This window comes from Citrobacter sp. Ce129, assembly GCF_030334545.1.
GTDB lineage: Bacteria > Pseudomonadota > Gammaproteobacteria > Enterobacterales > Enterobacteriaceae > Citrobacter > Citrobacter europaeus.
This window is the reverse complement of sequence record NZ_JAOWDS010000051.1, coordinates 263,482-287,981: the sequence shown is the minus strand read 5'-3', so window position 1 is coordinate 287,981 and position 24,500 is coordinate 263,482. Positions and strand designations below refer to the sequence as shown.

The 24,500-nt window shown below is 51.7% G+C and carries 25 protein-coding genes; 12 read left to right on the top strand and 13 right to left on the bottom strand.

Going from position 1 to position 24,500, the window contains the following annotated elements:
- The first annotated feature begins 132 nt into the window (after positions 1-132).
- From ahpF to OGV77_RS03435, 5 genes are all read left to right on the top strand, one after another.
- A complete protein-coding gene (ahpF, locus tag OGV77_RS03455) occupies positions 133-1,698 on the top strand; it encodes an alkyl hydroperoxide reductase subunit F (protein ID WP_043015550.1) in 1,566 nt (521 codons plus the stop codon).
- Between the two features lie 223 nt (positions 1,699-1,921).
- On the top strand, positions 1,922-2,476 hold the full coding sequence (locus OGV77_RS03450) for a TorD/DmsD family molecular chaperone (RefSeq protein WP_080625567.1): 555 nt from the start codon (positions 1,922-1,924) through the stop codon (positions 2,474-2,476).
- A complete protein-coding gene (locus OGV77_RS03445; RefSeq protein ID WP_286502609.1) occupies positions 2,473-4,746 on the top strand; it encodes a molybdopterin-dependent oxidoreductase in 2,274 nt (757 codons plus the stop codon). The genes OGV77_RS03450 and OGV77_RS03445 overlap by 4 nt, the downstream gene beginning before the upstream one ends.
- Entirely contained in the window at positions 4,743-5,300 is a 558-nt protein-coding gene (locus tag OGV77_RS03440; RefSeq protein ID WP_003022094.1) for a 4Fe-4S dicluster domain-containing protein, read from the top strand. Before OGV77_RS03445 ends, OGV77_RS03440 begins: the two co-directional genes overlap by 4 nt.
- Positions 5,300-6,067 carry a dimethyl sulfoxide reductase anchor subunit family protein gene (locus tag OGV77_RS03435; protein WP_087051575.1) on the top strand — a complete coding sequence of 256 codons (768 nt, stop codon included), beginning with the start codon at positions 5,300-5,302 and terminating at the stop codon, positions 6,065-6,067. Before OGV77_RS03440 ends, OGV77_RS03435 begins: the two co-directional genes overlap by 1 nt.
- A 69-nt stretch (positions 6,068-6,136) precedes the next feature.
- On the opposite strand, the gene uspG is transcribed toward OGV77_RS03435, so the two are convergent.
- Both uspG and rnk read right to left on the bottom strand, forming a co-directional pair.
- A complete protein-coding gene (gene uspG / locus OGV77_RS03430; protein WP_003022101.1) occupies positions 6,137-6,565 on the bottom strand; it encodes a universal stress protein UspG in 429 nt (142 codons plus the stop codon).
- 183 nt (positions 6,566-6,748) lie between these two features.
- The gene (gene rnk, locus OGV77_RS03425; protein ID WP_005120853.1) at positions 6,749-7,159 is read right to left on the bottom strand and encodes a nucleoside diphosphate kinase regulator; all 411 of its coding nucleotides are present in this window, start codon (positions 7,157-7,159) and stop codon (positions 6,749-6,751) included.
- A gap of 275 nt (positions 7,160-7,434) precedes the next feature.
- On the opposite strand from rnk, the gene OGV77_RS03420 reads away from it, so the two are divergent.
- Positions 7,435-8,265, top strand: a complete 831-nt coding sequence (locus OGV77_RS03420; protein ID WP_043015554.1) for an alpha/beta fold hydrolase — start codon at positions 7,435-7,437, stop codon at positions 8,263-8,265.
- A gap of 64 nt (positions 8,266-8,329) precedes the next feature.
- Here OGV77_RS03420 and rna read toward each other — a convergent pair whose 3' ends face one another.
- From rna to citC, 8 genes are all read right to left on the bottom strand, one after another.
- Complete coding sequence (gene rna, locus OGV77_RS03415; RefSeq protein ID WP_043015555.1) at positions 8,330-9,136, bottom strand: ribonuclease I; 807 nt, start codon at positions 9,134-9,136, stop codon at positions 8,330-8,332.
- A 110-nt stretch (positions 9,137-9,246) separates the two neighbouring features.
- Positions 9,247-10,710, bottom strand: coding sequence for a citrate/succinate antiporter CitT (gene citT, locus OGV77_RS03410; RefSeq protein ID WP_043015556.1), 1,464 nt, complete (start codon positions 10,708-10,710; stop codon positions 9,247-9,249).
- 25 nt (positions 10,711-10,735) lie between these two features.
- Positions 10,736-11,641, bottom strand: coding sequence for a triphosphoribosyl-dephospho-CoA synthase CitG (gene citG / locus OGV77_RS03405; RefSeq protein WP_043015557.1), 906 nt, complete (start codon positions 11,639-11,641; stop codon positions 10,736-10,738).
- The gene (gene citX, locus OGV77_RS03400) at positions 11,610-12,164 is read right to left on the bottom strand and encodes a citrate lyase holo-[acyl-carrier protein] synthase (protein WP_047412719.1); all 555 of its coding nucleotides are present in this window, start codon (positions 12,162-12,164) and stop codon (positions 11,610-11,612) included. Before citX ends, citG begins: the two co-directional genes overlap by 32 nt.
- 3 nt (positions 12,165-12,167) lie before the next feature.
- Complete coding sequence (citF, locus tag OGV77_RS03395; protein ID WP_043015559.1) at positions 12,168-13,700, bottom strand: citrate lyase subunit alpha; 1,533 nt, start codon at positions 13,698-13,700, stop codon at positions 12,168-12,170.
- Positions 13,701-13,709: 9 nt separating this feature from the next.
- Complete coding sequence (locus tag OGV77_RS03390) at positions 13,710-14,618, bottom strand: aldolase/citrate lyase family protein (RefSeq protein WP_043015560.1); 909 nt, start codon at positions 14,616-14,618, stop codon at positions 13,710-13,712.
- Positions 14,615-14,911, bottom strand: a complete 297-nt coding sequence (citD, locus tag OGV77_RS03385) for a citrate lyase acyl carrier protein (protein ID WP_003831276.1) — start codon at positions 14,909-14,911, stop codon at positions 14,615-14,617. The genes OGV77_RS03390 and citD overlap by 4 nt, the downstream gene beginning before the upstream one ends.
- Positions 14,908-15,984: a [citrate (pro-3S)-lyase] ligase gene (gene citC, locus OGV77_RS03380; RefSeq protein WP_047412710.1), complete on the bottom strand. Its 1,077-nt coding sequence runs from the start codon at positions 15,982-15,984 to the stop codon at positions 14,908-14,910. Before citC ends, citD begins: the two co-directional genes overlap by 4 nt.
- 389 nt (positions 15,985-16,373) lie before the next feature.
- Here citC and dpiB point away from each other — a divergent pair, with 389 nt between their 5' ends.
- On the top strand, positions 16,374-18,035 hold the full coding sequence (dpiB, locus tag OGV77_RS03375) for a sensor histidine kinase DpiB (RefSeq protein WP_080625563.1): 1,662 nt from the start codon (positions 16,374-16,376) through the stop codon (positions 18,033-18,035).
- Positions 18,004-18,684 (top strand): two-component response regulator DpiA, encoded by a 681-nt coding sequence (gene dpiA, locus OGV77_RS03370; protein WP_003831279.1) that lies wholly within the window; start codon positions 18,004-18,006, stop codon positions 18,682-18,684. The genes dpiB and dpiA overlap by 32 nt, the downstream gene beginning before the upstream one ends.
- Before the next feature lie 112 nt (positions 18,685-18,796).
- On the opposite strand, the gene dcuC is transcribed toward dpiA, so the two are convergent.
- Positions 18,797-20,182 carry an anaerobic C4-dicarboxylate transporter DcuC gene (gene dcuC, locus OGV77_RS03365; protein ID WP_043015564.1) on the bottom strand — a complete coding sequence of 462 codons (1,386 nt, stop codon included), beginning with the start codon at positions 20,180-20,182 and terminating at the stop codon, positions 18,797-18,799.
- 462 nt (positions 20,183-20,644) lie between these two features.
- Between dcuC and pagP the strand changes: the two genes are divergently transcribed.
- On the top strand, positions 20,645-21,208 hold the full coding sequence (gene pagP / locus OGV77_RS03360; protein ID WP_043015565.1) for a lipid IV(A) palmitoyltransferase PagP: 564 nt from the start codon (positions 20,645-20,647) through the stop codon (positions 21,206-21,208).
- Positions 21,209-21,397: 189 nt separating this feature from the next.
- Positions 21,398-21,607, top strand: coding sequence for a transcription antiterminator/RNA stability regulator CspE (gene cspE, locus OGV77_RS03355; protein WP_000034825.1), 210 nt, complete (start codon positions 21,398-21,400; stop codon positions 21,605-21,607).
- 51 nt (positions 21,608-21,658) lie between these two features.
- Here the strand turns inward: cspE and crcB are convergent, their stop codons facing one another.
- Positions 21,659-22,042, bottom strand: a complete 384-nt coding sequence (gene crcB, locus OGV77_RS03350; RefSeq protein WP_043015566.1) for a fluoride efflux transporter CrcB — start codon at positions 22,040-22,042, stop codon at positions 21,659-21,661.
- Between the two features lie 90 nt (positions 22,043-22,132).
- Here crcB and OGV77_RS03345 point away from each other — a divergent pair, with 90 nt between their 5' ends.
- Complete coding sequence (locus OGV77_RS03345) at positions 22,133-22,921, top strand: deaminated glutathione amidase (protein ID WP_087051573.1); 789 nt, start codon at positions 22,133-22,135, stop codon at positions 22,919-22,921.
- A 128-nt stretch (positions 22,922-23,049) separates the two neighbouring features.
- Positions 23,050-23,253, top strand: a complete 204-nt coding sequence (tatE, locus tag OGV77_RS03340; protein ID WP_016152230.1) for a twin-arginine translocase subunit TatE — start codon at positions 23,050-23,052, stop codon at positions 23,251-23,253.
- 98 nt (positions 23,254-23,351) lie between these two features.
- Here tatE and lipA read toward each other — a convergent pair whose 3' ends face one another.
- Positions 23,352-24,317, bottom strand: coding sequence for a lipoyl synthase (gene lipA, locus OGV77_RS03335; protein ID WP_003022702.1), 966 nt, complete (start codon positions 24,315-24,317; stop codon positions 23,352-23,354).
- Between the last annotated feature and the right edge of the window lie 183 nt (positions 24,318-24,500).

The window sequence follows — 24,500 nt, the reverse complement described above, 5'->3', positions numbered from 1 at the left end:
CACGAAATTCTTGCGAATTAATCCTTAAGCGGGTGCGTCGTGCCCGTTTTATTCCAACACCATGATGCAAACGTATTCAGACTGCCTGAACGAGGCCGCTTGCATGATGATGTTTTCAGAGAGGGAAGAAGAATGCTCGACACAAATATGAAAACCCAGCTCAGGGCTTACCTTGAGAAACTGACCAAACCTGTTGAGCTGATTGCTACGCTGGATGACAGCGCTAAATCGGCAGAAATCAAGGAACTGCTGACTGAAATTGCTGAACTGTCAGAAAAAGTCACCTTTAAAGAAGACAATACTCTGGCGGTACGTAAGCCATCGTTCCTGATTACCAATCCCGGTTCTCACCAGGGGCCGCGCTTTGCCGGTTCTCCGCTGGGCCATGAGTTTACCTCTCTGGTACTGGCGCTATTGTGGACTGGCGGTCATCCGTCAAAAGAGGCGCAGGCGCTGCTGGAGCAGATCCGCGATCTCGACGGTGATTTTGAATTTGAAACCTATTATTCGCTCTCCTGCCATAACTGTCCGGATGTGGTACAGGCGCTGAACCTGATGTCGGTATTGAACCCACGCATCAAGCATACGGCGATTGACGGCGGTACATTCCAGAACGAAATCACCGATCGCAATGTGATGGGCGTTCCGGCGGTATATATGAACGGCAAAGAGTTTGGCCAGGGTCGTATGACGCTGACTGAGATTGTCGCGAAAGTGGATACTGGCGCAGAAAAACGTGCGGCCGAAGAGCTGAATAAGCGCGATGCCTATGATGTGCTGATTGTTGGCTCCGGTCCTGCGGGAGCGGCGGCGGCGGTGTACTCTGCACGTAAAGGTATTCGCACCGGTCTGATGGGCGAACGCTTTGGCGGTCAGGTTCTTGATACCGTTGATATTGAAAACTACATCTCGGTACCGAAAACCGAAGGCCAGAAACTGGCGGGCGCGCTGAAAGCACACGTTGATGATTATGATGTTGATGTGATCGACAGCCAGAGCGCAAGCAAACTGGTTCCGGCGGCGCAGGAAGGCGGTTTGCACCAGATTGAAACGGCATCCGGCGCGGTGCTGAAAGCGCGCAGCATTATCATCGCCACCGGCGCGAAATGGCGCAACATGAACGTTCCGGGCGAAGATCAGTATCGCACCAAAGGCGTAACTTACTGCCCGCACTGCGACGGCCCGCTGTTTAAGGGTAAGCGCGTGGCGGTGATTGGCGGCGGTAACTCTGGTGTTGAAGCAGCTATTGACCTCGCAGGCATTGTTGAACATGTGACGCTGCTGGAGTTTGCTCCTGAAATGAAGGCCGATCAGGTGCTGCAGAATAAGCTTCGCAGCCTGAAAAACGTCGACATCATTCTGAATGCGCAAACGACAGAAGTGAAAGGCGATGGCAGCAAAGTCACTGGTCTGGAGTATCGCGACCGCGTGAGTGGCGATGTTCACAGCGTGGAACTGGCAGGTATCTTTGTACAGATTGGTCTGTTGCCAAACACCAACTGGCTGGAAGGTGCCGTTGAACGTAATCGCATGGGTGAAATCATCATCGATGCCAAATGTGAAACCAGCGTGAAGGGCGTTTTCGCCGCCGGTGACTGCACCACCGTACCGTATAAGCAGATCATCATCGCGACCGGTGAAGGCGCGAAGGCCTCGTTGAGTTCGTTTGATTATCTGATTCGCACGACAGTAGCATAAAAAAAGTAAGACTCACCTGCAATGCCAAAACCGCCAGTCATCCGCTGGCGGTTTTTTATTTCCACGCTCTCATATTGTCAATTCTTGAAACAATTAACCGCATAAAACATTCACTTAATTAGTCTGATCATTAGTTTTATCAAAGAAAGATTAGACGTTTTCTTTATTATATTAACCTGCATTATGTTTTCATTTGTTGTATGAATAAATGGTTGGTTAATTCATGGGTGAAATATATGAAACCCTGACGATCTTTGAATCGACAGGGTTGTTGTTGCGTGATTTTTTTATTTCTCACGATAGTCACACGCTGAAAGCGGCTTATTCAGCTTTGGATACAAATGCCTCGACGCTAACAGAGCAGGAGTGGCTGGAAGCAGAGTACGACTTCAATGCGCTATTTGTCGGGCCACAAACGCTAAAGGCCGCGCCATTCGCTTCGGTTTATCTCGAAGAAGATGCCCTCGTAATGGGTAAATCAACGCTGAGCATGCGGGAATTTATGGCAAACATAGGTTTGTCTATAAGCCATGTAAATAACATTCCGGATGATCATATTTCCTGTGTATTGGAATTAGCGGTTTTATTATCGGCTAATGCCAGAACATCAGCAGAATACCAGGTCGCCCTTACTCGATATGTAATTGAGTATATAGCGATGTGGGTGCCCGAGTATATAGAAAAAATAAATATAAATGCACAGACCGCCACGCTGAAAACCGTCGCGGAAAGGTTGTCTTCTTGGCTTGATGAATTAAACACGAGAGTATCAATATGAGTAATGAACCGGGAATTCTGAACAGACGTTCATTTTTGAAAGGCTTAATTGCCCTTGGAACAGTGGCTGCCCTGCCAGGGGGATTGCTGACTTCACGCTGCGCATTGGCGCAACCGCCCATTCCGTTTAACCCCAAAACCTACAAAATTTCTCGCAACGCCTGTCCGCGTAACTGCTATGACACCTGTAGCCTGAAAACCTGGGTCAAGGATGACGTTATCACCTTTGTGGAAGGCGCGCCTGAGTCAACGTTTACGCACGGAACACCGTGTGTAAAAGGTCTGACTTATCCTCGCCGGGTATATAGCCCGGATCGCATTAAATATCCGATGATTCAGGATGTTCGTGGCAGCGGTAACTGGCGTCGTATCTCCTGGGACGAAGCAATGCAGCGCATTGCAACCAAGATGCTGGAGATCAAAAAGAAAGACGGCTCAATGCTTGGGTTGGCGCTATCAAAATACTCAGGCAATCTTGGCGTGATGGGCTATGCCGTTGAAGGGATGATGTCTTCGCTGGGTTACACCACCCGTTTTGCCGGGACGCCTTGCTGGCCAGCGGGTATCGATGCCCAGAACTACGACATGGGCGACATGTGGTGTAACGACCCGGAAGATTTTGTTAAAGCAAAATACATCATCATCTGGGGCGCTAACCCGGCATGGTGCTCTATGCACACCATGAAGTACATCTATCAGGCGCGGGAGAAAGGCGCAAAAGTGGTCGTTATCGATCCGCTGTTAACGCAAACCGCCGCGAAAGCCGATCTCTATTTACGTGTTCGTCCAGGCTCTGATGGCGCCCTGGCGCTGGGCATGGCGCGCCACCTGGTGGATAAAGGTTTGGTGGATCAGAATTTCGTCACTCACTATTCCCACGGATACCCGGAATTCGAAGCGTATCTACGCAACAGTGTGACCGTAGAGTGGGCTGCTGAAATTTGCGGTCTGTCGGCGGATGTGATTCGCCAGTTGGCGGAAGAGTTTACGGCGGTTAATCCTGCCACCGTGTGGATTGGCTACGGCATGCAGCGCCATGTTAACGGCGGCGCTAACGTACGTGCGATCGATGCCTTTGTGGCGATGACCGGCAATATTGGTATTGAGGGCGGCGGCGCTCGCTACGGCCATCTGCAGACATGGGGCTATAACTACCACGGAATGATGCAAAAGCCTGCAGGTTCTGTCGGCATGAAAGGCGCTGGTGGTCCGGTGGGCGAGTTTGTTAGCGATAGCGGTGAGAAGAGCGAATACTCCGATCGTGCACTGAACATCAACCAAACGGCGCAGGGGATCCTCGACGCCAGTGAACCGCCGGTACGTATGCTGTGGGTGGCCTCTAAAAACCCATTTGCTCAGGATTTCGACCGCAACAAGATGATCAAAGCGTTTGATAAACTGGAAATGGTGGTTTGTGTCGACCAGTTCTTCAACGAAACCGTCCAGCATGCGGATATCGTGCTGCCCGTCACAACAACTTTTGAGCAATGGGATGTCTCTTCGTCCTATTGGCACTATTGGTTATCCGTCAACGAACCGGCTATTAAACCGCTGTATGAGTGCAAGAGCGATCCTGAAATAGCGGCGCTGTTGTCCAAAACCATCAATAAACTGGAACCCGGTTCATGTACCTTCCCGCAGGAGTTTGATGCTAAACGTTGGTTGGATCAGGAATTCAATGAGGGAATGGGCAAACAGTTCGGCATAGCGGGCTGGAATGACCTGCTGGAAGGACCCCGCAAAGCAAAAATGGTCAGCAGCGCGGCCTGGTTCGATCGCAAATTCAAAACGCCGTCAGGCAAGTATGAGTTTAAATCAGAACGCTGCGCGGAAAACGGTCACACGGCTTTGCCTGAATATAAAGTGGGTGCGCAGGGAGCGCTGCCGTTCCACCTGTTTACACCTCACCTGCAGTACGGTCTGCACTCGCAGTTTGTCAATCTGGACTGGATGCAGGTTTTCTGGCCAGAACCCTTTGTCTATATCCACCCGCTTGCTGCGCAGAAAAAGGGCATCACAGAGGGCGCTCACGTCAAAGTTTTCAACGAGGCGGGTCATGTTGAGCTGCGCGCCAAAATCACCACCAACGTGCCGGAAGATTTTCTTGTGATGTACGAGTCCTGGTTCAATAAGCTTAGTTACAACGTACAGAATGTGGTTAAAGATACGCCAGCCGATATGGGGAAAATGGCGACAGGCGCACCTGGTGCGGCCATTCACAGTCAATTTGTAGATATTACTCTGTCAGGAAATGAAGGAGCAGCGGCATGAGACGCGCGTTTTTAGTTAATAGCGATAAGTGCATCGGCTGCCGTGGCTGTGCGATGGCGTGTAAAAGTTTTAACCAGCTGGAGCCAGAACGTTTCTGGCGCTATGTCTACCCGCTGGATAAAGAAATTTATCCGCATGAGGAGCGAGCGTTCTACTCGCTGGCCTGTAACCACTGCGAAAATCCGGCCTGCCTGGCAGCTTGTCCGGTAGAGGCGTACACCAAACGTGAGGATGGCGTTGTCGTGCATAACCCGGAACGTTGTATCGGATGCAAAAACTGTATCCGCAACTGTCCATACGGTGCGCCGCGCTTTAATGAAGAAACGAAAAAAGCGGAAAAATGCAGCATGTGCTACGAGCGTCTTGATGTTGGCATGCAGCCGGCGTGCGTGAATGCCTGTCCGGTAGGTGCGCTGACGCTTATTGACCTCGATGCCGATCCGATACCTGACAATGCGGTGCAGTATCCGCCGGGATTCCCGCGTATGCCGCAGCTTAATCCTGGCACGCGTTTTATCCTCGCGCGTCAACCGAAGCAACCGGAGGGCAAGTAATGGAAAAGTATGAACTTCCTCTGGTTATTTTTACCGTCTTGAGCCAGATGTCGGTCGGTATAACGCTCATTCTGACGCTGCGCGCGTTGCAAGGAAAACTGGAAAGCAAACGCCTGTACTGGTTGGTTAGCGGGCTGATTCTGGCAGCGGCTTCCGTGGCGGCGGTATTGCACCTTGCGCATCCGGATCGCGCCTACAACGCCCTGATCAACCTGCAGCACGCCTGGCTCAGCCGTGAAATTCTCGGCGCAACGTTATACGGCGCGGCGGTGGGCGTGACGTTTTTGGCAAAAGGACATAAAGTGCCGGCGGTTCTGGCTTCTGTTCTCGGGATCGCACTGGTGGCGGTTCAGGGGATGACCTATGCCGCCCCGGCAATGGTGGCGATCGCCAACGGTCTGACAATGCTGCTGTTTTTCATTACGGTGTGGGTGATGGGCTGCGCGGCGATTCCGCTGCTTAACCTCGCGCCTGCCGTTGCCGCATTGCGCCAGGGAATTATTGTTTGTATGGCGGTCATGATTGCCGCGCCTGTTATCTGGCTAAGCGGCGGCACTATCATGCAGATGACGGCGCATGCCTGGCTGACGTCGCCGCTTTATCTCGCAAGCCTGGTGTGTCTGGTGGTGGCCTTTGCGCTCAGCCGCCAGGGCGAGCGTCGTGCAAAAGCGCTCTTTGTCCTGCTGTTTGTTGGCGTATTCCTGAGTCGTCTGACGTTCTTTGGCGATACGGTCAGCACTATCGTCAATATCGGTCATTTGTACTGATCGTGAGGTAATAAAAACCCCTGTCAGGCATTAACCTGGCAGGGGTTTTCTTTAGTAACGGTGAGGCTGTTAACGCACGACCAGCACCGGCAGCGTCGCGTGGCGAACTACGCTGGAAGCATTTGAGCCGAGCAGATGGGTGCTGATTGATGGGTTACGCGATCCAATGACGACCACATCCGCATTCAACTCTTCACCCAACTCGTTGACCACGTCACGGACGCTGCCAAAGCGGACGTGTTGTTTAATACGGGAAGGATCGATGCTGAAGTGACCGACCATTGTTTGCAGACGGGTTTCCGCTTCGTGTTGCAGATGCTCTTCAAAACGACGGACATCGGCCGCAAAGCGGTGCAGGCTTAAGCTCGCTGAGCCTGGCAGCACATGCAGCAGATGGATAACCCCTTTATCCTGGGCCAGAAATTCTGCATGGCGAATAGCCTTGTCGCTCAGTTCCATTTCGAATACATCAACAGGCATTATGATTGTGTTGTACATAAACATTCTCCTTGTCATTACATGAACACATAACAGCATAGTATTAAAAATGATTCTGTCAGTCACGACACAGATTTATGTTTTGCGCACAGGAAAGAAAGCGAGGAGCAGGGAAATCTAACCGGAAAGAGGATGCGGATGCATCCCCTGTAAGATAAAGCGCGTGGCTTTGATAAGACAGAGTTAGCGCAGGTAGTCGCCTGCAGCTTCAGGCTGGTACTCAAGCTCGATGACTTCGAGGTGCGTTGAGGTCCCGCCAGGCAGTTCCCAGTGAATAGTGTCGCCAACGCGCAGGCCCAGAAGTGCAGCGCCGACAGGTGCCATTACCGAAAGCTGTGTGCTGCTGTCAGTCATATTGGCCGGATACACCAGGGTACGCACACGGACTTCGCCATCACTCAGATTGCGGAATTTCACGCGGCTGTTCATGGTTACGACATCGTGCGGCATGGTTTCTGGAGAACACATTTGGGCACGATCCAGCTCGGCGTTCAGGGCGTCGGCAATCGGTAAACCAGCAAACGCAGGTTGCTCCAACAGGCGGTCAATGCGTTCCGCATCGAGGTCGTTAATGATGATAGTTGGTCTGGACATTTATTACTCCATGTCGTCGAAACTGCGGGTGCGCAGGTAAATAATCCCAAAAGAAAACCCTCACCGTCAGGCGGCAAGGGTTTAGCTTTTATGATGATACTGAGACTTACCCCATGTTTGAAGTGATTTAGTTCACATTCAGGTAAATCATCAATTTTGTCGCATATAGTGTGATTTTAGCCGAAAAACGTGATCGTTCTCCAATTTGCATTATGCTTTTTAAGCGCTCGCTACGGGCGCGTCAAACAACTCAGTGTTCCGCGACAGGAGATCTCATGAGCGAGTACGACAAACTTACCTTGAAAGACGGCAGCTATTTGCATTTTAAAGACTGGGGAAGTGGACAGCCTATCGTCTTCAGCCATGGTTGGCCGTTGACGGCAGATGCGTTTGAAGATCAGATGCTGTTCCTCGGGTCGAAAGGATTTCGTGTAATCGCCCATGACAGGCGCGGCCATGGGCGTTCGGCCCAACCCTGGGATGGCCACAATATGGATCAGTATGCTGACGATCTGGCTGAACTGACCGCGCATCTCAATCTTAAAGATGCTGTTCATGTCGGACACTCTACCGGCGGTGGGGAAGTGGCGCGCTACATAGGTCGCCATGGAACGCAGCGGGTGGCAAAAGCGGTGTTAATCGGCGCGGTGACGCCCATTATGATCAAGACCGACTTTAATCCAAATGGCGTGCCGAAAGAGGTGTTTGATGGCATCCGTGAAGGGGTGATAAACGATCGCGCTGCCTTTTTCTATGAACTGACCGCAGCATTCTATGGCTACAACCGCCCGGGTGCGAACGAGTCAAAAGCCGTTCGCGAAAGCTTTGTTGAACAGGGCTTACAAGGTTCCATCAAAGCGTTGTACGACTGTATTCACGCGTTTTCAGAAACCGACCTGCGTGAGGACCTCAAAAAAATGACCATTCCGACGCTGGTTATCCACGGTGATGACGATCAGATTGTCCCGTTTGAAACCTGCGGAAAGGTCGCGGCGGAAATACTGCCGGACTCGCAGCTGAAGGTGTATGTCGGCGGCTCGCATGGTATTTGCACCACCCATAAACAACAGATCAACGGCGATCTGCTCAACTTTATTCAATCGTAATCTTTTGAGAACGTATAACGCTGATCCGCCCGATGGGGGTCAGCGTTATGCCCGGTCGCGAGTTTCAGTATCCCACTTTATCGATAATAAACTGTTTACCGCAGTTACCCGGATGCGGCTGCGGTAAGAATGACTGTGGGGATAACGTCTGGTTGATGGTGTCTGCCTTCAGGGACAACTGGATCTCGGTGAGATACGCCGGATTGCCGTGGCAGCTTAGCTTCACGGCTTTGATGCTCTCTTGGCCCCAGCTTTTGGCGATGGCGGCGTCAAATGCGCTACGGCTGACGGTTTTGCCGTAGTTTTCCGCCAGGAATTTGCCCGCGTCACTGTTCTTAACCTCGTTATTTAGCCGTACCATCGTGCCGAAATACTCGTCGGGATCAAAGCCGAAACAGGCGCCATGTTTGGCATACTCGTAACGTTCCAGACAAGTTCTCCCGCCTGCGCCGGGCATTACGGCGCTGAGTTTTGCCGCGCTTTCCAGCGACAGCCCGGTTTCGGGGGCCGCGCATTTACGGCTGGCGCGTGCTTCAGGCAGGTTGGGAATAGGGCGAGTCGCGCAGCCAAAGCGCATCCAGCGGCGGTTGTCTACTCCACGGGCGGCGATGGATTTTGGCAGGCTGGGCCATAAACCGTGAACGGTCAGGAAATCTGCTTTGTTCGCGCTCTCTTTTTGCAGACGACATTCGTCAGGCTCCTGACGATTACGCTCGTGTTGACTCTGACAAAATCCGGTTTGCCAGGAGAGGGCCAGCACGTAGCTGTCAAAATCAGCGTACTGTTTTGCCAGAAGTTCATCGGCCTGAGCCGCAGAAACGGGCAGCAGGAGTGCTGCCAGCAACGAAGAATAACGCCATGTTGATGTCATGATGATTTCGGATACTTATATAAATTCTGAATATCATCTATTTAATCATAAAAAATGCCAGTCAGGTTTAGCTGACTGGCATCATTTTCATCAGGCGTGAACCAGGATGATTAGCTCCACATTGCCAGAATCGGCCAGCCGACCAGCAGAAGCATAGAGATGTAGATAACGCCGAAGATAGCACCCAGACGCCAGTAGTCTTTGGACTTCACATAACCACAGCCGTAGATGATAACGCCAGGGCCCGTTGCATACGGAGTCAGACAGCCCATGATACCGATAGACAGTACCAGCAGGATACACAGGTGTTCCATTGGAACGCCCGGGATGCCTTTACCGACGGCCAGAATAACCGGCAGCATGGTGGCAGTGTGTGCAGAAAGGCTGGCAAACAGGTAGTGAGCAAAATAGAACACCAGCACCAGAACGATCACGGTCGCGTTAGGCGAGAAGCCTTCCAGGTGCGTGCTCATGGTGTTGGCGAACCAGTCGATGAAGCCTGAACGGGTTAAACCATTCGCCATAACGACCAGCGTGGCGAGGTTGACCAGGGTGTTCCATGCGCTGTTATAGCGGGTAATGTCTTTCCACGGTACCACGTGCAGCGCCAGCATCAGGGAAACGGCGAGCAGGCCTACTGCGGTTGCATCAATCAGTTTACCACCGAAGACCCACAGACCCAGGCTGAGCAGAACCAGACCGATCAGGGTCAGCTCTTTGCGCGTCAGTTTACCCATGGTTTTCAGTTCATCACCGGCCCATGCGGCAACTTCAGCACTGTGAGTGACTTCTGGCTTGTACAGAACATAGGACAGCCACGGAGCAACGATCAGCAAAATAATACCCACTGGCAGGAAGCTGAGGAACCATTGCAGCCAGCTGATTTGAATACCGGCAATTTTGTTGACGAATTCCAGACCCAGCACGTTAGGCGCAGCGCCGGTAACGAACATAGAGGAGCTCAGGCTGGTACTGATGACCATCATCCACATCAGATATCCGCCGATACGGCGCGCGGAAGGATCGTTCGGGAATGACTTAAACAGCGGCGGCAGGTTTTTAATTACCGGGAATACGGTGCCACCGGTACGCGCGGTGTTGGACGGTGTAAACGGCGCCAGCAGAATGTCGATGATAACAATCGCATAGCCCAGCGTCAGGGTACGTTTACCCATGAATTTCACCAGGAACAGTGCGATACGACGACCCAGACCGGTGACTTCATAACCCAGTGCGAAGATAAACGCACCGAACACCAACCACACGGTGGTGCTGGAGAAGCCTGCCAGACCCCATTTCAGCGCTTGCTTACCCGCTTTAAACGCCGGGTCGGCCAGTTCGGAAGCATCAAACAGCAGATAGTTGCTGCCGATAACGCAGATCGTGACGGCGATAAAGCTGATCGCTGTTGCCGGAATTGGCTCAAGGATCATACCGACGATCATCGCCACAAATACAGCAAAGTAGTGCCAGGCCTGTGGGGGCATTCCATCGGGTACAGGGATAAGAAACATGACGCCCATTACAACCAGCGGGGCCAATAACTTCCATATTTTATCTTTTGCTAAAGACATGTGTGTGATTCTCCGGAAAGGATCTTTAATTGTGATAATGATGAACTTGTGAAATCTGAGCTAAGAACCAGGTGACGATCAGCAGATCGGCGCAGCCTCCAGGACTGAGGTTGCGTTCAATGCACTGTTGGTCGAACTGGCGCAGGTATTCGAGATCGGCAGGGGTGCGAACTCCCCCTTGCTGCAACAGGGAGGTGGCCTGCTGCTGTAGCCAACGCAGACCTTCTGCGCCGCCACGTGAAGCCACGTTGGTGTCGCCGTTGATAGACATCAGCAGCAATAATGTGTCGAGTAACGCCAGTTCAGGGTCGCGGCCCTGAGTCAGCAGTGCGCGGTAGTGCGGCAGGGCATGCTGGATGACTAGCGGGTACCCCGCTTCGGCTTCGCCCCGTGCGCCGGTTAATCCCAATTGCTGATAAAGACGTTGGCCAGCCGTGAGTTGTTGATTGTTCTGGCGCAGTTCGCGCTCGGTCAGGCCACGGCAAAATGTTGCTGCCGTAGAGCAAATGGTTTCAGCGGTGACAGTCAGTTGGAGCTGGTGTAGGCGGCCAATGGCGGCGCACAGCAGCCCCAGTGAAAAGATGCTCCCTTTATGGGTGTTTACCCCGGCGGTGGCGCGAAACATATCGGCTTCGCAGGCCATGCCCAGCGGACGCAGTCCTTTCAGCACATCTTCAGGCGACAGCTGCGCGCTAAACGCCCCATATTCAATAAAACGTGGTAGCCATGCCTGAATCGCTTCAGCACTGCGATGAAAATCTTCCAGCGCCATATCTTTATGCGCGCCGTTGTTAATACGATCCACCAGACCGGGTTTGGGCGACAGGTTGACTTCAGTCAACATAGCCCGCCACGCAAGCGTTGCGTAAGCATCAGGCAGATCCAGAGGAAGGACAGCGTTATTGGTTGATGTTGCGGGAATCGGCATCATGCAGCAGTGCCTCCATCTGAGAAAGTAAGTCGGAAAGCGCGTGGGTTTTACCCCGCGCACAGTCGGCAGCACTTTGCTCGCACAACAGACAGCGGCGGGCAGGGAGTGCGAAATGACGCCGGGACAGAATTTCCCCCTCAGGGGTCAGGACATCGATGTCCCATAACCGTCCCAGCGGGTGTGAATGCTCAAGTTCAATCGTGGCGAGCTTGAGGTCGTGGGCCGGAGCCTCAACAGACAAAAGACCTTCCGGACCGCTGGCAGAAACCAGCGCCGTTTGCTCCCTGATAATCCAGGCGGATTTTTCCGCCAGCGCGAGCAGGGCGGTGACGCCGTGATTAAAGATGCGACGAGTTAATTCGCTGTCTTTAATCGGACCCGGTGCGACCACGGTAAACGAGACCAGCGCCGCGTGGTGGCGGGTCAGCCAGGCATGTTGCCTTGCTTGCCTCTCATCACGGCTGGCGAGCAGCTCGGGAATAGAAACCGCGTGTTGGGTGGCGTGTTCAGGGAGCAGGTGCATGGCTTATTCCTTCACCTGATGCACAACGTCAATCACCGAGCCATCGCGGTAACGCACAACGGCAATCACGCGGTCGGTAAAGTCGATAGCGCGTGGCTGACCGGTGAGTTGCTGTGCGCGTTCGCGCAGCCACTCAATGGAAACCACTTTCATACCGGCTTCTTTCAGACGTTCTGCCAGTTCCGGACGCGCAGGGTTAACGGCGATACCGTGGTCAGTGACCAGAATGTCTACGCTGGAGCCTGGCGTTACGCAGGTCAGCACGTTATCAACCAGCGTCGGGATGCGCCCACGAACCAGCGGAGCGACGATGATGGAAAGCGCAGCCGCAACCGCGGTATCGCAGTGACCACCGGATGCGCCGCGCAGTACGCCGTCAGAACCGGTCAGTACGTTCACGTTGAAGCTGGTATCAACTTCCAGCGCGCTCAGCACCACGACGTCCAGACGATCGACAGATGCGCCTTTCGAGCCCCAGTTGGCATACTGGTTAGCGCTGATCTCAATGTGGTTTGGGTTGCGGGCCAGAGACTCCGCCGCGTTACGGTCAAAGCTCTGTACGTCCAGCAGTTTGCGGATCAGGCCTTTTTCGTGCAGATCAACGATGGTCGCGGTGATGCCGCCCAGCGCAAAGTCAGCGCGGATATCGCGGCTGCGCATTTTGTCTTCCAGGAAACGTGTAACGGCCAGAGAAGCGCCGCCGGTTCCTGTCTGCAGTGAAAAGCCTTCATTGAAGTAACCGGAGTTAGCAATGACGTCTGCCGCACTTCGGGCGATTAACAGTTCACGCGGGTTGGTGGTCATGCGGGTCGCATCGGCACCGATTTTGTCCGCATCGCCGACCTGGTCGATCTGCACGATCAGATCCACCTGATCTTGTGTAATGCTGGCCGGGTTATGCGGATAGGTCAGCAGCTGTTCAGTCAGCAGGACAACCTGTTTCGCGTTTTCGGCATCGACGCGGGCATAGCCCAGTGAGCCGCAGCACGCTTTACCGGTATAACCGTTGGCGTTGCCAAACGGGTCGCAGGACGGTACGCCGAGGAACGCCACATCAATGCTGAGTTCGCCGCTTTGTACCAGGTGTACACGGCCGCCGTGGGAGTGAATCTGTACCGGCTCGGCCAGCAGGCCACGTGAGATCTCTTCCGCCAGCGGACCACGCAGGCCGGAGGTATAAATACGGCTAACCACGCCCTGGCGGATGTGCTCAACCAGCGGAGCATGGCAGTCGCTCAGGGAACTGGAGGCCAGCGTCAGATTTTTAAAGCCCATACTGGCGATGGCGTCCATCACCAGGTTAATCGTCAGATCGCCGCCGCGGAAAGCGTGGTGAAAAGAGATGGTCATGCCGTCCTGTAAACCGGAACGGCGAATGGCGTCTTCCAGGTTAGCGCACAGCTTTTTGTCGCGCGGTTTTTGCGCCTGCAGTTCTACTTTTGCGGTGCTCTGATAAGCGGAAAGCTCACTTTCTGCATGACGGCTCCAGGTCGCCACGCGATCCTGGCGTTGAGACTGTTCGATTTTCTGCGTCATTTTTTTGCCTTATTCTTCGCGAATGCCGGAAAGTTCTGCACGGGAGATAACCAGAAGGGCGCGCTCGATAACCGGGCTGTCGACCATTTTGCCGTTCAGGGAAACTACGCCACGGCCTTCGCGAGCGGCGGCTTCAGCGGCTTCTACCACCAGGCGCGCGTGAGCCAGCTCTTTACGCGTCGGGGCGTACAGGTTGTGCAGGAGTTCGATCTGGCGCGGGTTGATGAGCGACTTGCCGTCAAAACCCAACTGCTTGATGTGTGAGGCTTCGTGCAGGAAACCTGCTTCGTTGTTGGCATCGGAATACACGGTGTCGAACGCCTGAATGCCGGCAGAGCGTGCCGCCTGCAAAATAGAGCAGCGGGCAAACAGCAGTTCAGTCCCTTCCGGGGAGCGTTCAGTGCGCAAGTTACGCACATAATCTTCCGCGCCCAGGGCAATACCGATCAGGCGCTCGGAAGCGTGGGCAATTTCTACCGCACGGGTAATGCCTAACGGCGATTCAATAGCGGCTAACAGACCAGTGCTGCCGGGTTCACGGCCACAGGCTTTCTCGATACGCAGGATTTCGCTTTCGATGTCGATAACATCCTGCGCGGTATCGGTCTTCGGTAAACGCACGATGTCTGCGCCGCCGCGTACCACGGCTTCGAGATCGTTAATGCCCCATTCGGAGTCGAGGGCGTTTACGCGCACGATAGTTTCAACGTCGTGATACAGCGGATGCTGCAGCGCGTGGTACACCATACGACGAGCAGTATCTTTCTCGCGCAGCGCGACGGAGTCTTCGAGGTCGAACATCAGCGCATCTGCCGGGTAGATGAACGAGTTGCTGACCATGGCGGCATTGGCACCCGGTACGAACAGCATGCTGCGGCGGGTACGGGTTTTACGTTGCTGCAAAGATTCGCTAATCACTGGCAATCCTCCCATGGCAGTGCCGGAATACCGCCAGCGCGGGCCAGTAGTGCTTCCAGTCGCGCACGTAAAATGCAGTCCAGTGCGCCTTTATCATCAACATTTAATTGCACGCCGCGTACGTTGTAGCGGGACAGAACGTCCAGGATGGTGGCCCGAATGGCATCACCGAACTGCTTTTCGACGCTACTGTTAACCTGCAGGTCAATATCCTGCGAATCGAGCGGGGCGATGCGAATCATCACATCACCGGACTCGAGTGTGCCTGCGACGGCTGCCTGGTTTATTTTCATTTTTCACCTGTTGCTAATGCGGGGGTATTTTGGCGGACTGCCGCACCCGATGAGGCTCGCTCAACCATGCTTTGCAGATAGTGCAGCGTGGCGTCAGGGACCAGGGATGCGATAGCCGTGAGATCTTTTTTAACCAGCAGCTTGCGCACCCAGGAGGCGGAAATCGGCATCTCCTGGAAGCACAGCCGCTCAATTTCCACCAGTTCAATCGGTGGGGCGGGAAGCGTTGGGGTCTCCAGCCAGTAGCGCATATCATTGTTGTACTGGGAGGTGACGGTGCAATACGGCTCCGTACCGACGAAGCGGTGCGTAACGCCGAGAGCCGGGGCCAGATACTGGCGGAAGATTTTCAGGTCTATTTCGGTGTAGCAGTGGTTAATAACGCTCTGCTCTTTGATGAAGTAGCACGGGAACGTGGCGCGGGAAATGATGTATTCCGAACCGCGATGTACGGTTAAACGTGGAATGTCTTTGGTCCCTTTAAGCACCAGATCCAGTCGGTCTTCATACGGAAAACGCGAGGTATCTTCTTTCACCAAAAACAGATGCAGCCAGTCGCATTGCGCGGCCGCCTGTTGGATCAGAAAACGGTGTCCGTTGGTGAAGGGGTTGGCGTTCATGACGATACAACCAATTTTTTTCCCTTCACGACGCTGTTTCGCCAGTGATTCTGCATAGCGTTTCAGACGTGTGGTGCTGTTTTCCATGAGCACCATAATGCCGGGGACGCTGGTCAGAGTAGAAAAACCACACTGCTTAAACAGCGACTCGTACTCGGTTTTTGTATAGATGAAGAGGTGCGTACAGTGGCGCTCATAGGCGAGGTTGATTAACTCGGTCGCCAGCGTCAGCGCTAAGCCTTCACCCCTTACGGATTCGCAGATGGCGACGCATTTTATGATATTGCCGGCAATGCCGCCGCAGGCGATCAGGCGGTCATCACGGGTAACGGTGATAAATACTTCGACGGTGGTATCAACGCTCAAATCATTCTCTTTCAGAAATTGCGCGATTGCCGCCATCTTTTTATTTTCTGAGCGTTTAACTTGCGTGAATATATTATTACCGAACATAGTAAATAGAGCCCCGATGCTATATTTGTTACTGGGTTTCTGTTTTTGTTGCCCTGTTTAGCAACCTGATAACGTTTTGTTTGCAATTGAAGGGAGTGTTTTTTTATTACGGCGTATTTCTTTTTTCCCCTGCTGCATACATCGTAAGGAGTATTTTGGAGGTAATTTTTGATTTATTTCACAATAAGTTAGAAGGTTTTAATGTGTTTTATGGTTTTAAGTTTTTTAATTAATTTAACTCCGAAATAGCGTGTGGTTTTAATTTGTTTAATTGATTTAAGGTGGGGAATCTGCAACGATCCTGTTTTATACCGTGACTTGTAAATAAAACATTTTCATTACAACTACAATAAAAAATAAGTTTCGGATAACGTCGCTGAGGAAGATATATGGCAAAGCAAAAAAATAAAACACGGTTTCCTTTTTTTCGCAGTCTGGCGTTTCCACTGCGTATCTTTCTGCTTATTTTGGTCGTTTCTGTTTTTATTATCGCTGCGTTAGCACAATACTTCACCGCCAGCTTTGAAGATTATCTGGCAACGCATGTCCGCGATATGGCGATGAATCAGGCCAAAATCATCGCCTCTAACGACAGTATCATCACGGCGGTGAAGCATCGTGATTACAAGCGTCTGGCGACCATTGCCGATAAACTGCAGAGCGGGACAGACTTCGACTATGTGGTTATCGGAGATACCCACTCTATCCGTCTTTATCATCCGAATCCGGAAAAAATTGGCTACCCGATGCAGTTCACGAAACCCGGCGCGCTGGAAAAGGGGGAGAGTTACTTTATTACCGGCAAAGGGTCAATCGGGATGGCGATGCGTGCCAAAACGCCCATCTTTGATGACGATGGCAAAATCATTGGCGTGGTCTCAATTGGCTATCTGATCAGTAAAATTGATAGCTGGCGCTCTGACTTCTTACTCCCAATGGCAGGCGTGTTTATCCTGCTGTTGCTGGTACTTATGCTGCTCTCCTGGTTTTTTGCCGCCCATATTCGACGGCAGATGCTGGGGATGGAGCCCAAACAAATCGCGCGGGTGGTGCGTCAGCAGGAAGCGCTATTTAGCTCGGTGTATGAAGGATTGATCGCCGTGGATCCTGATGGGTATATCACCGCCATAAACCGCAGCGCGAGGAAAATGCTGGGGCTGTCTTCGCCTGGGCGAAAGTGGCTGGGAAAACCGGTGAGTGAGGTGGTTCAGCCGGCTGACTTTTTCATCCAGCAGATTGCGGAACAACGACAGGACGCGATGGTGAACTTTAATGGCCTGAGCGTTATCGCTAACCGTGAGGCGATTCGCTCCGGCGATGAACTGCTTGGGGCAATCATCAGTTTTCGTAGTAAAGATGAAATTGCTACCCTTAATGCGCAATTAACGCAGATCAAACAGTATGTAGAGAGCCTGAGAACGCTGCGTCATGAGCACCTGAACTGGATGTCGACCATTAACGGCCTGCTGCAAATGAAAGAGTATGACCGGGTGCTGGCTATGGTTCAGGGAGAGTCACAGGCACAGCAGCAACTGATTGACAGCCTGCGCGGCGCGTTTGCCGATCGTCAGGTAGCCGGTCTGTTATTTGGCAAGGTGCAGCGCGCGCGGGAGTTGGGCCTTACCATGACCATCGTTCCAGGCAGCCAACTGCATCAACTTCCCGAGGGGCTGGACAGCACAGAGTTTGCAGCAATTGTTGGCAATCTGCTTGATAATGCATTTGAAGCGAGCTTGCGCACCCAGCAAGGCAACAAGGTCGTCGAGCTCTATTTAAGCGATGAAGGAGATGACGTGATCATCGAAGTTGCCGATCAGGGATGCGGTGTACCGGAAGCATTGCGTGAAAAAATATTTGAGCAGGGTGTGAGCACCCGTACCGATGAACCCGGTGAACATGGCATCGGTTTGTATCTGATTGCAAGTTATGTGAGGCGCTGTAACGGGGTGATTACGCTCGAAGATAACTCCCCTTGCGGCACCTTATTTTCTTTATTTCTTCCGAAAGTGAAAAAAAATAATGACGGAACCATTAACGCTGTTGATCGTTGAGGATGAAACGCTACTGGCGGAAATGCATGCTGAATATATCCGCCATATACCGGGCTTTAGCCAGATATGGCTGGCGGGTAATCTTGCGCAGGCGAGGATGATGATTGAGCGTTTTAAGCCCGGTCTGATACTGCTCGACAACTACTTGCCGGACGGCAAGGGAATTACGTTGTTGCATGAGCTAACCCAGGCGCGATATCCGGGTGGCGTGGTGTTTACCACGGCGGCCAGCGACATGGAAACGGTCTCCGAGGCCGTGCGCAGCGGCGCGTTTGATTATCTGGTCAAACCTATCGCTTACGAGCGGTTGGGGCAGACGCTTACGCGGTATCAACAGCGCAGACGCATGCTGGCAGGCAATGACAGCGCCAGTCAAAAGCAGATTGATGAAATGTTCAATGCCTACGCGCGCGGCGAGCCGAAGGGCGATTTGCCGACCGGGATTGACGCCTTAACGCTGAATGCGGTATTGAAATTATTTGCCGATCCGACGGTACATCATACTGCGGAAACGATCGCTCAGGCGCTCACTATCAGCCGTACAACTTCCAGGCGTTACCTGGAATACTGCGCCAGCCGTCATTTGATTATTGCGGAGATTATTCACGGTAAGGTAGGCAGGCCGCAGCGTATTTATCACGGCGGCTAAATGCTGATTTCTGACGTAGGCCGGATAAGATGCTTTAGCATCGCCATCCGGCAACGGGTTGAAATGCCGGATGCGGCGTAAACGCCTTATCCGGCCTACATTTAGCTGAGTGTCAGCCGCCAACGACGGCCGAAGAAGAGCCCGGTACCATCACTTCAGTGGCGATAATCACAACCAGTAGTCCAACCAGGACCGGAACCGAGGTACGTTTCACCACTTCGAACGGAGAAATCTTCGCCATGCCTGCGACAGCCACAACCACGCCGGAAACCGGGGAGATTGTGCGCCCAAGGTTTGATGCCTGCAGCATCGGGATAACAAGATAAGCCGGGTTAATGCCGGAAGAATGTGCCAGCTTAGGGATCATCTCAACGAAGGCATAGAACGGGGCGTTACCGGAGCCTGTAGTCATTGCTGCCAGCATCGTCAGGATCACCAGCACCATCATCAGAATAATGCTTGCTGAGCCAAACGAGGTAGCGATAGAGATCAGACTCTGGATAAAGCCGATTGTGCTCAGACCCTGGGCAAAAACCCCCGCCGCGACTAACAGCATTACCACGTTAGCAAAGGCATCCGCCATGCCACGGTAGGCGACTTCCAGGCCAGAGAAAACCTTCTGGGTGTTGAATCCGCGAACGAACTCCAGGACCGCAGCGATGAGCATGCACAGCACCAGAATTGTAATAATATGCAGCTGTGGACCCCATTTACCATCGAAAATCAGGACGCCAACGATCGGGGTAAACGGCAGGATTGCGTAAAACGAAGGGGCGGTAGTGGTGATTTCAGCCACATCTAACATTTCATGAGAAATGTTCTCTTTTTTATCCAGATAACGCTGCCAGAAAAAGTGGGCAATCGCCATAGCAATGATGGCGGCAATGGAAATGGGCAGCGTGGTTTTAAACGCGAAATCGATCAGCGGCATTTCCGCAGCTTTGGCAGCCAGCACCACATCACCGGATGTAGGAGAAAGGATGATTGCAGCGGGAGAGGCACAAATGGCCGCCGCGGCGCCACGGCTGATCCCAACGTTAACCATCACCGGGAACAGCGTTGCCATCAGCAATACGCCCAGGCCGGTAGCTGACGAGACTGCCAGCGACATCAGGCAGGCGACAAAATAGGCGGCAATCATCAACAGATAAGGTGAGTTGATATATTGCAGCGGTTTGGAGGCCAGCTTAACTACCATATCGTTCGCGCCAATATGGGTCATATAGGCGGCAAAACCACACAGCATCATAATCATCATGCCGAGATCGCCACCGCGGCTCATCAGCAAAATTTTAATATATTCAACAATGTCTGTAGCAGTATAGCCCGTCGTTGCTGCGCTGGACGGCAAAACTTTATGACCCATCAGCGCACTGATAATCAGTAAAACCAGACCGCCAACAAACAGTACGCCTGTCGCGGAATAACCTTTAATGATGTAGCGCGCTACACCCACAATAACCACAACTCCAATAAGGAGTTCAATAAATGTCAACATTGTTTCCCCTGTCGCATTGCTGCCCAGAAAGTAAAAAAACTAAAAAAAGTAAAAAGTGGTGACAGAATGTGCCTAATAAAACGATAACTCTTGCTGATTGAAATCAATAAAAATACGGATTCAAGCGATGGCTAAGCCATTTTTTCAGCATCGTGGTTAAAAAAGAATCTCACAATAAAAAACTGTGAAGCGCGGCGTTGGTGTGTCTGTTTTGTGGTGGTATTGATAATTAGTTGTTATTTTATTGTTTTATTTTTTAACTTTTTTGTGGAGGGAAGAGCTATTTATTGGCAATAAAGAGAAAATTGTTCCTATGAAATGACTCAATAAATAAAGGGATAATTATCTTAAAATTTATAAGCTGAGGAATATTCTGATTTTTTATCTGCGTTTTTTTGTTAAGCTAACATTAAGGTTGGGTTTGCTATAATTAATAATAAATCCCAGGATGGTAATTAAGTTGTGATTGTCGCTAAACGATATTTTCTCATTTTTTCATTTCTTTTTATTCAGTTAGCTTTCATTCCCCAGGGTGCTGCTGAAGACAAAGGCTGGTTTGCTACTTTTAAAGATAATGTTAGTGAGACCTGGCAGCAGCCGGAACATTATGATCTGTATGTACCTGCTATTACGTGGCATGCACGTTTTGCCTACGATAAAGACAAAACGGATCGCTACAATGAACGCCCATGGGGGGCTGGATTTGGCCAATCCCGTTGGGATGATAAAGGTAACTGGCACGGGCTCTATATAATGGCCTTTAAGGATTCCTACAATAAATGGGAACCGATCGGCGGCTATGGCTGGGAAAAAACCTGGCGGCCGCTGGCCGATGAAAACTTCCATACAGGTCTCGGTTTTACCGCCGGTTTTACCGCGCGTGATAACTGGAACTACATTCCTGTACCCGTGCTGTTACCGCTGGCATCAATTGGCTATGGTCCGGCAACGTTTCAGATGACCTACATTCCAGGAACGTATAACAACGGCAACGTCTACTTTGCCTGGATGCGTTTCCAGTTTTGATAGACTACCTGTATTGTCAGGTGGTTTATTAAAAATGCTTTTAAAAACATATTGTTACGAAGTTTAACTGAAAAATAACGCGACATTTATCACTTTTTGATAAAGTTCGACTGGACAAAGTGCACCACAATTGTTGTACTGATACCCGACACAGCATTTGTGTCTATTTTTCATGTAAAGGTAATTTTGATGTCTAAGATTAAAGGTAACGTTAAGTGGTTTAATGAGTCCAAAGGATTCGGTTTCATTACTCCGGAAGATGGCAGCAAAGACGTGTTCGTACACTTCTCTGCAATCCAGACCAATGGTTTTAAAACTCTGGCTGAAGGTCAGCGTGTAGAGTTCGAAATCACTAACGGTGCCAAAGGCCCTTCTGCTGCAAACGTAATCGCTCTGTAAGCATACGACAGCAAGCATTCAAAACCCGCTTAATTGCGGGTTTTTTTCGCTCTAATGTGCGGGCGAGGCAGAAACCAGCCAGAATGCGAGGGCGGTCATCGCGAATGACCCCAATAGATTCACCAGCACATTCACCATAGCCCAACCAAAGCGTCCTTCCTGTAGCAAAAACACCACTTCTGCAGAGAAAGTGGAAAATGTTGTTAGTCCCCCGCAAAAGCCAGTGGTAATCAGTACCTTCCACATTGGGTCAATGTTTGTCATGCGATTAAACCATGCCAGGCCCATACCAATGATAAATGCCCCAATTAAGTTTGCAGCCAGCGTACCGAATGGAATGGCCTGATGCAGCGGGTTAAACCGCATGCTCAGCATCCATCTTGCTACGCTACCTGTACCACCACCAATAAAAACCGCTAAAAGGAGTTGTAACACTGCGTAATCCTGCTATTTGATTGTATAGAGAGTGAGTGTAACGCTGAATAATCGTTGTTGGCGAGCTTAACAAAGTTTTCTGGAGGGAATATGTTCGTTGCTGCAGGGCAATTTGCCGTGGGTCCTTCATGGGAGAAAAATGCAGAAACTTGTGCCTTACTGATGTCTCAGGCAGCAGGCGAGGGAGCATCGCTACTGGTATTACCGGAGGCATTGCTGGCGCGTGACGATTTTGACCCTGACATGTCAGTGAAATCAGCCCAACTGTTAGAAGGTGGGTTTCTGACGCGTTTGTTGCGAGAAAGTGCGCAAAATGAGATGACAACAATCCTGACCATTCATGTTCCCTCTGTGCCTGGTCGTGCCTATAACATGCTGGTGGCATTACGGGCAGGGCAGGTTGTGGCCCATTACGCGAAATTACATCTCTATGACGCCTTTTCCATTCAGGAATCACGTAATGTAGATGCAGGGGACGCCATCGCGCCGCTGCTGGACGTAGACGGATTAAAAGTAGGGCTAATGACCTGCTATGACCTGCGCTTCCCCGAGCTGGCGCTGGCGCACGCGCTGCAGGGGGCTGAAATCCTCGTTTTACCCGCGGCTTGGGTGCGGGGATCGTTAAAAGAGCATCACTGGGCTACACTTTTGGCAGCAAGAGCGCTGGATGCCACGTGTTATCTGGTGGCGGCTGGAGAGTGCGGTAACAAGAATATTGGCCAAAGTCGGGTTATCGATCCTTTAGGCGTGACCATTGCAGCAGCGGCAGAAACGCCCGCGCTAATCATAGCCGAGGTTTCCGGCGAGAGGGTGAGGCAGGTCAGGGCGCAACTTCCGGTATTAAGTAACCGACGCTTTGCGCCACCGCAATTATTATGACGTTTTTTTAAACAAGGCTTGATTCACCTTGTTACAGATTGCTATTGTGTGCGCGCGTCGAAAGGCCGTTAATATTCTCAGGTTAATATGGCGCTTTATGCAGCCTGGTTTAAGTCAAGAAGGTATCTATGGGTGAGATTAGTATTACCAAACTGCTGGTGGTTGCCGCACTGGTTGTTCTGCTGTTTGGTACCAAGAAGTTACGTACACTGGGTGGAGACCTGGGAACGGCAATCAAGGGCTTCAAGAAAGCGATGAACGACGATAATGCCGATGCCAAGAAAGAGGCTGATGGTAGCGTTCAGGCTGAGAAGCTTTCTCATAAAGAGTAATGTCAGGAGCATGATGCTCATACTGCAAACTCTGAATGAAAAAAAACCGGCGATTTGCCGGTTTTTTTATTGCTGATATGTAAGTGATTATTACACGATTACTTCACTTCCAGCCCTTTGGCCTGCATGTCAGCATGGTATGAAGAGCGAACGAATGGACCACACGCAGCATGGGTAAAGCCCATAGCCATAGCTTCTGCTTTCATCTCATCAAACTCATCCGGGCTTACATAGCGTTGCACCGGCAGGTGATGGCGGCTTGGTTGTAAATACTGCCCCAGCGTCAGCATAGTCACGCCATGGCTGCGCAGGTCGCGCATGACCTCAATGATTTCAGCATTGGTTTCGCCCAGACCCACCATCAGACCCGACTTGGTCGGAATCTCCGGATGTGCTTCCTTGAAACGTTCCAGAAGCTTCAGCGACCAGTTATAGTCAGCCCCAGGGCGTACATTGCGATAAATACGCGGTACGTTTTCGAGGTTGTGGTTAAACACGTCCGGCGGTGTGGCGGTGAGGATATCCAGCGCGCGATCCATACGACCACGGAAGTCAGGCACCAGCGTTTCGATTTTAATCGACGGGCTTTTCTCACGAATAGCGGTGATGCAGTCAGCAAAATGCTGGGCGCCGCCGTCACGCAGATCGTCGCGGTCAACGGAGGTAATGACCACATAGCGCAGCGCCATGTCCGCAATCGTCTGAGCCAGTTTTAACGGCTCGTTAGCATCAGGAGCAACCGGACGGCCATGGGCAACGTCGCAGAATGGGCAACGGCGGGTACAGATTGCGCCGAGGATCATAAAGGTTGCAGTGCCGTGATTGAAACATTCAGCCAGGTTAGGGCAGGAAGCTTCTTCGCAGACAGAGTGCAGGCCATTTTTGCGCATTGCCGCTTTGATGCCCTGGATGCGAGTGGAGTCCGCTGGCAGTTTTATTTTCATCCATTCCGGTTTACGCAGCAGGGCTTCACGCTCTGTTGCCACATTTTTTACCGGGATAAGAGCCATCTTATCGGCATCGCGGTATTTAACACCGCGTTCCATCACAATGGGTTTACTCATAGCTTGCGTGTTCCAGTTGCGAATTACGAAGGAAAGCGTTTCAATTCAAGGGAATGTTGCATTTATCAACTATTTTTGAATTAGTGATACGCAGTATATCATTGAAACGGGCCAGAAAGCAGCCTGACAGGCTGGCAAAATGTAAAATAGTTGTTGTTTTGTGCCATTTGCCACAACATATGC

What these genes read in the sequence shown, in the direction of transcription:
- ahpF (WP_043015550.1), top strand. Translation starts at nt 133, where the DNA reads ATGCTCGACACAAATATGAAAACCCAGCTCAGGGCTTACCTTGAGAAA.
- OGV77_RS03450 (WP_080625567.1), top strand. Translation starts at nt 1,922, where the DNA reads ATGGGTGAAATATATGAAACCCTGACGATCTTTGAATCGACAGGGTTG.
- OGV77_RS03445 (WP_286502609.1), top strand. Translation starts at nt 2,473, where the DNA reads ATGAGTAATGAACCGGGAATTCTGAACAGACGTTCATTTTTGAAAGGC.
- OGV77_RS03440 (WP_003022094.1), top strand. Translation starts at nt 4,743, where the DNA reads ATGAGACGCGCGTTTTTAGTTAATAGCGATAAGTGCATCGGCTGCCGT.
- OGV77_RS03435 (WP_087051575.1), top strand. Translation starts at nt 5,300, where the DNA reads ATGGAAAAGTATGAACTTCCTCTGGTTATTTTTACCGTCTTGAGCCAG.
- uspG (WP_003022101.1), bottom strand. Translation starts at nt 6,565, where the DNA reads ATGTACAACACAATCATAATGCCTGTTGATGTATTCGAAATGGAACTG.
- rnk (WP_005120853.1), bottom strand. Translation starts at nt 7,159, where the DNA reads ATGTCCAGACCAACTATCATCATTAACGACCTCGATGCGGAACGCATT.
- OGV77_RS03420 (WP_043015554.1), top strand. Translation starts at nt 7,435, where the DNA reads ATGAGCGAGTACGACAAACTTACCTTGAAAGACGGCAGCTATTTGCAT.
- rna (WP_043015555.1), bottom strand. Translation starts at nt 9,136, where the DNA reads ATGACATCAACATGGCGTTATTCTTCGTTGCTGGCAGCACTCCTGCTG.
- citT (WP_043015556.1), bottom strand. Translation starts at nt 10,710, where the DNA reads ATGTCTTTAGCAAAAGATAAAATATGGAAGTTATTGGCCCCGCTGGTT.
- citG (WP_043015557.1), bottom strand. Translation starts at nt 11,641, where the DNA reads ATGATGCCGATTCCCGCAACATCAACCAATAACGCTGTCCTTCCTCTG.
- citX (WP_047412719.1), bottom strand. Translation starts at nt 12,164, where the DNA reads ATGCACCTGCTCCCTGAACACGCCACCCAACACGCGGTTTCTATTCCC.
- citF (WP_043015559.1), bottom strand. Translation starts at nt 13,700, where the DNA reads ATGACGCAGAAAATCGAACAGTCTCAACGCCAGGATCGCGTGGCGACC.
- citD (WP_003831276.1), bottom strand. Translation starts at nt 14,911, where the DNA reads ATGAAAATAAACCAGGCAGCCGTCGCAGGCACACTCGAGTCCGGTGAT.
- citC (WP_047412710.1), bottom strand. Translation starts at nt 15,984, where the DNA reads ATGTTCGGTAATAATATATTCACGCAAGTTAAACGCTCAGAAAATAAA.
- dpiB (WP_080625563.1), top strand. Translation starts at nt 16,374, where the DNA reads ATGGCAAAGCAAAAAAATAAAACACGGTTTCCTTTTTTTCGCAGTCTG.
- dpiA (WP_003831279.1), top strand. Translation starts at nt 18,004, where the DNA reads ATGACGGAACCATTAACGCTGTTGATCGTTGAGGATGAAACGCTACTG.
- dcuC (WP_043015564.1), bottom strand. Translation starts at nt 20,182, where the DNA reads ATGTTGACATTTATTGAACTCCTTATTGGAGTTGTGGTTATTGTGGGT.
- cspE (WP_000034825.1), top strand. Translation starts at nt 21,398, where the DNA reads ATGTCTAAGATTAAAGGTAACGTTAAGTGGTTTAATGAGTCCAAAGGA.
- OGV77_RS03345 (WP_087051573.1), top strand. Translation starts at nt 22,133, where the DNA reads ATGTTCGTTGCTGCAGGGCAATTTGCCGTGGGTCCTTCATGGGAGAAA.
- tatE (WP_016152230.1), top strand. Translation starts at nt 23,050, where the DNA reads ATGGGTGAGATTAGTATTACCAAACTGCTGGTGGTTGCCGCACTGGTT.
- lipA (WP_003022702.1), bottom strand. Translation starts at nt 24,317, where the DNA reads ATGAGTAAACCCATTGTGATGGAACGCGGTGTTAAATACCGCGATGCC.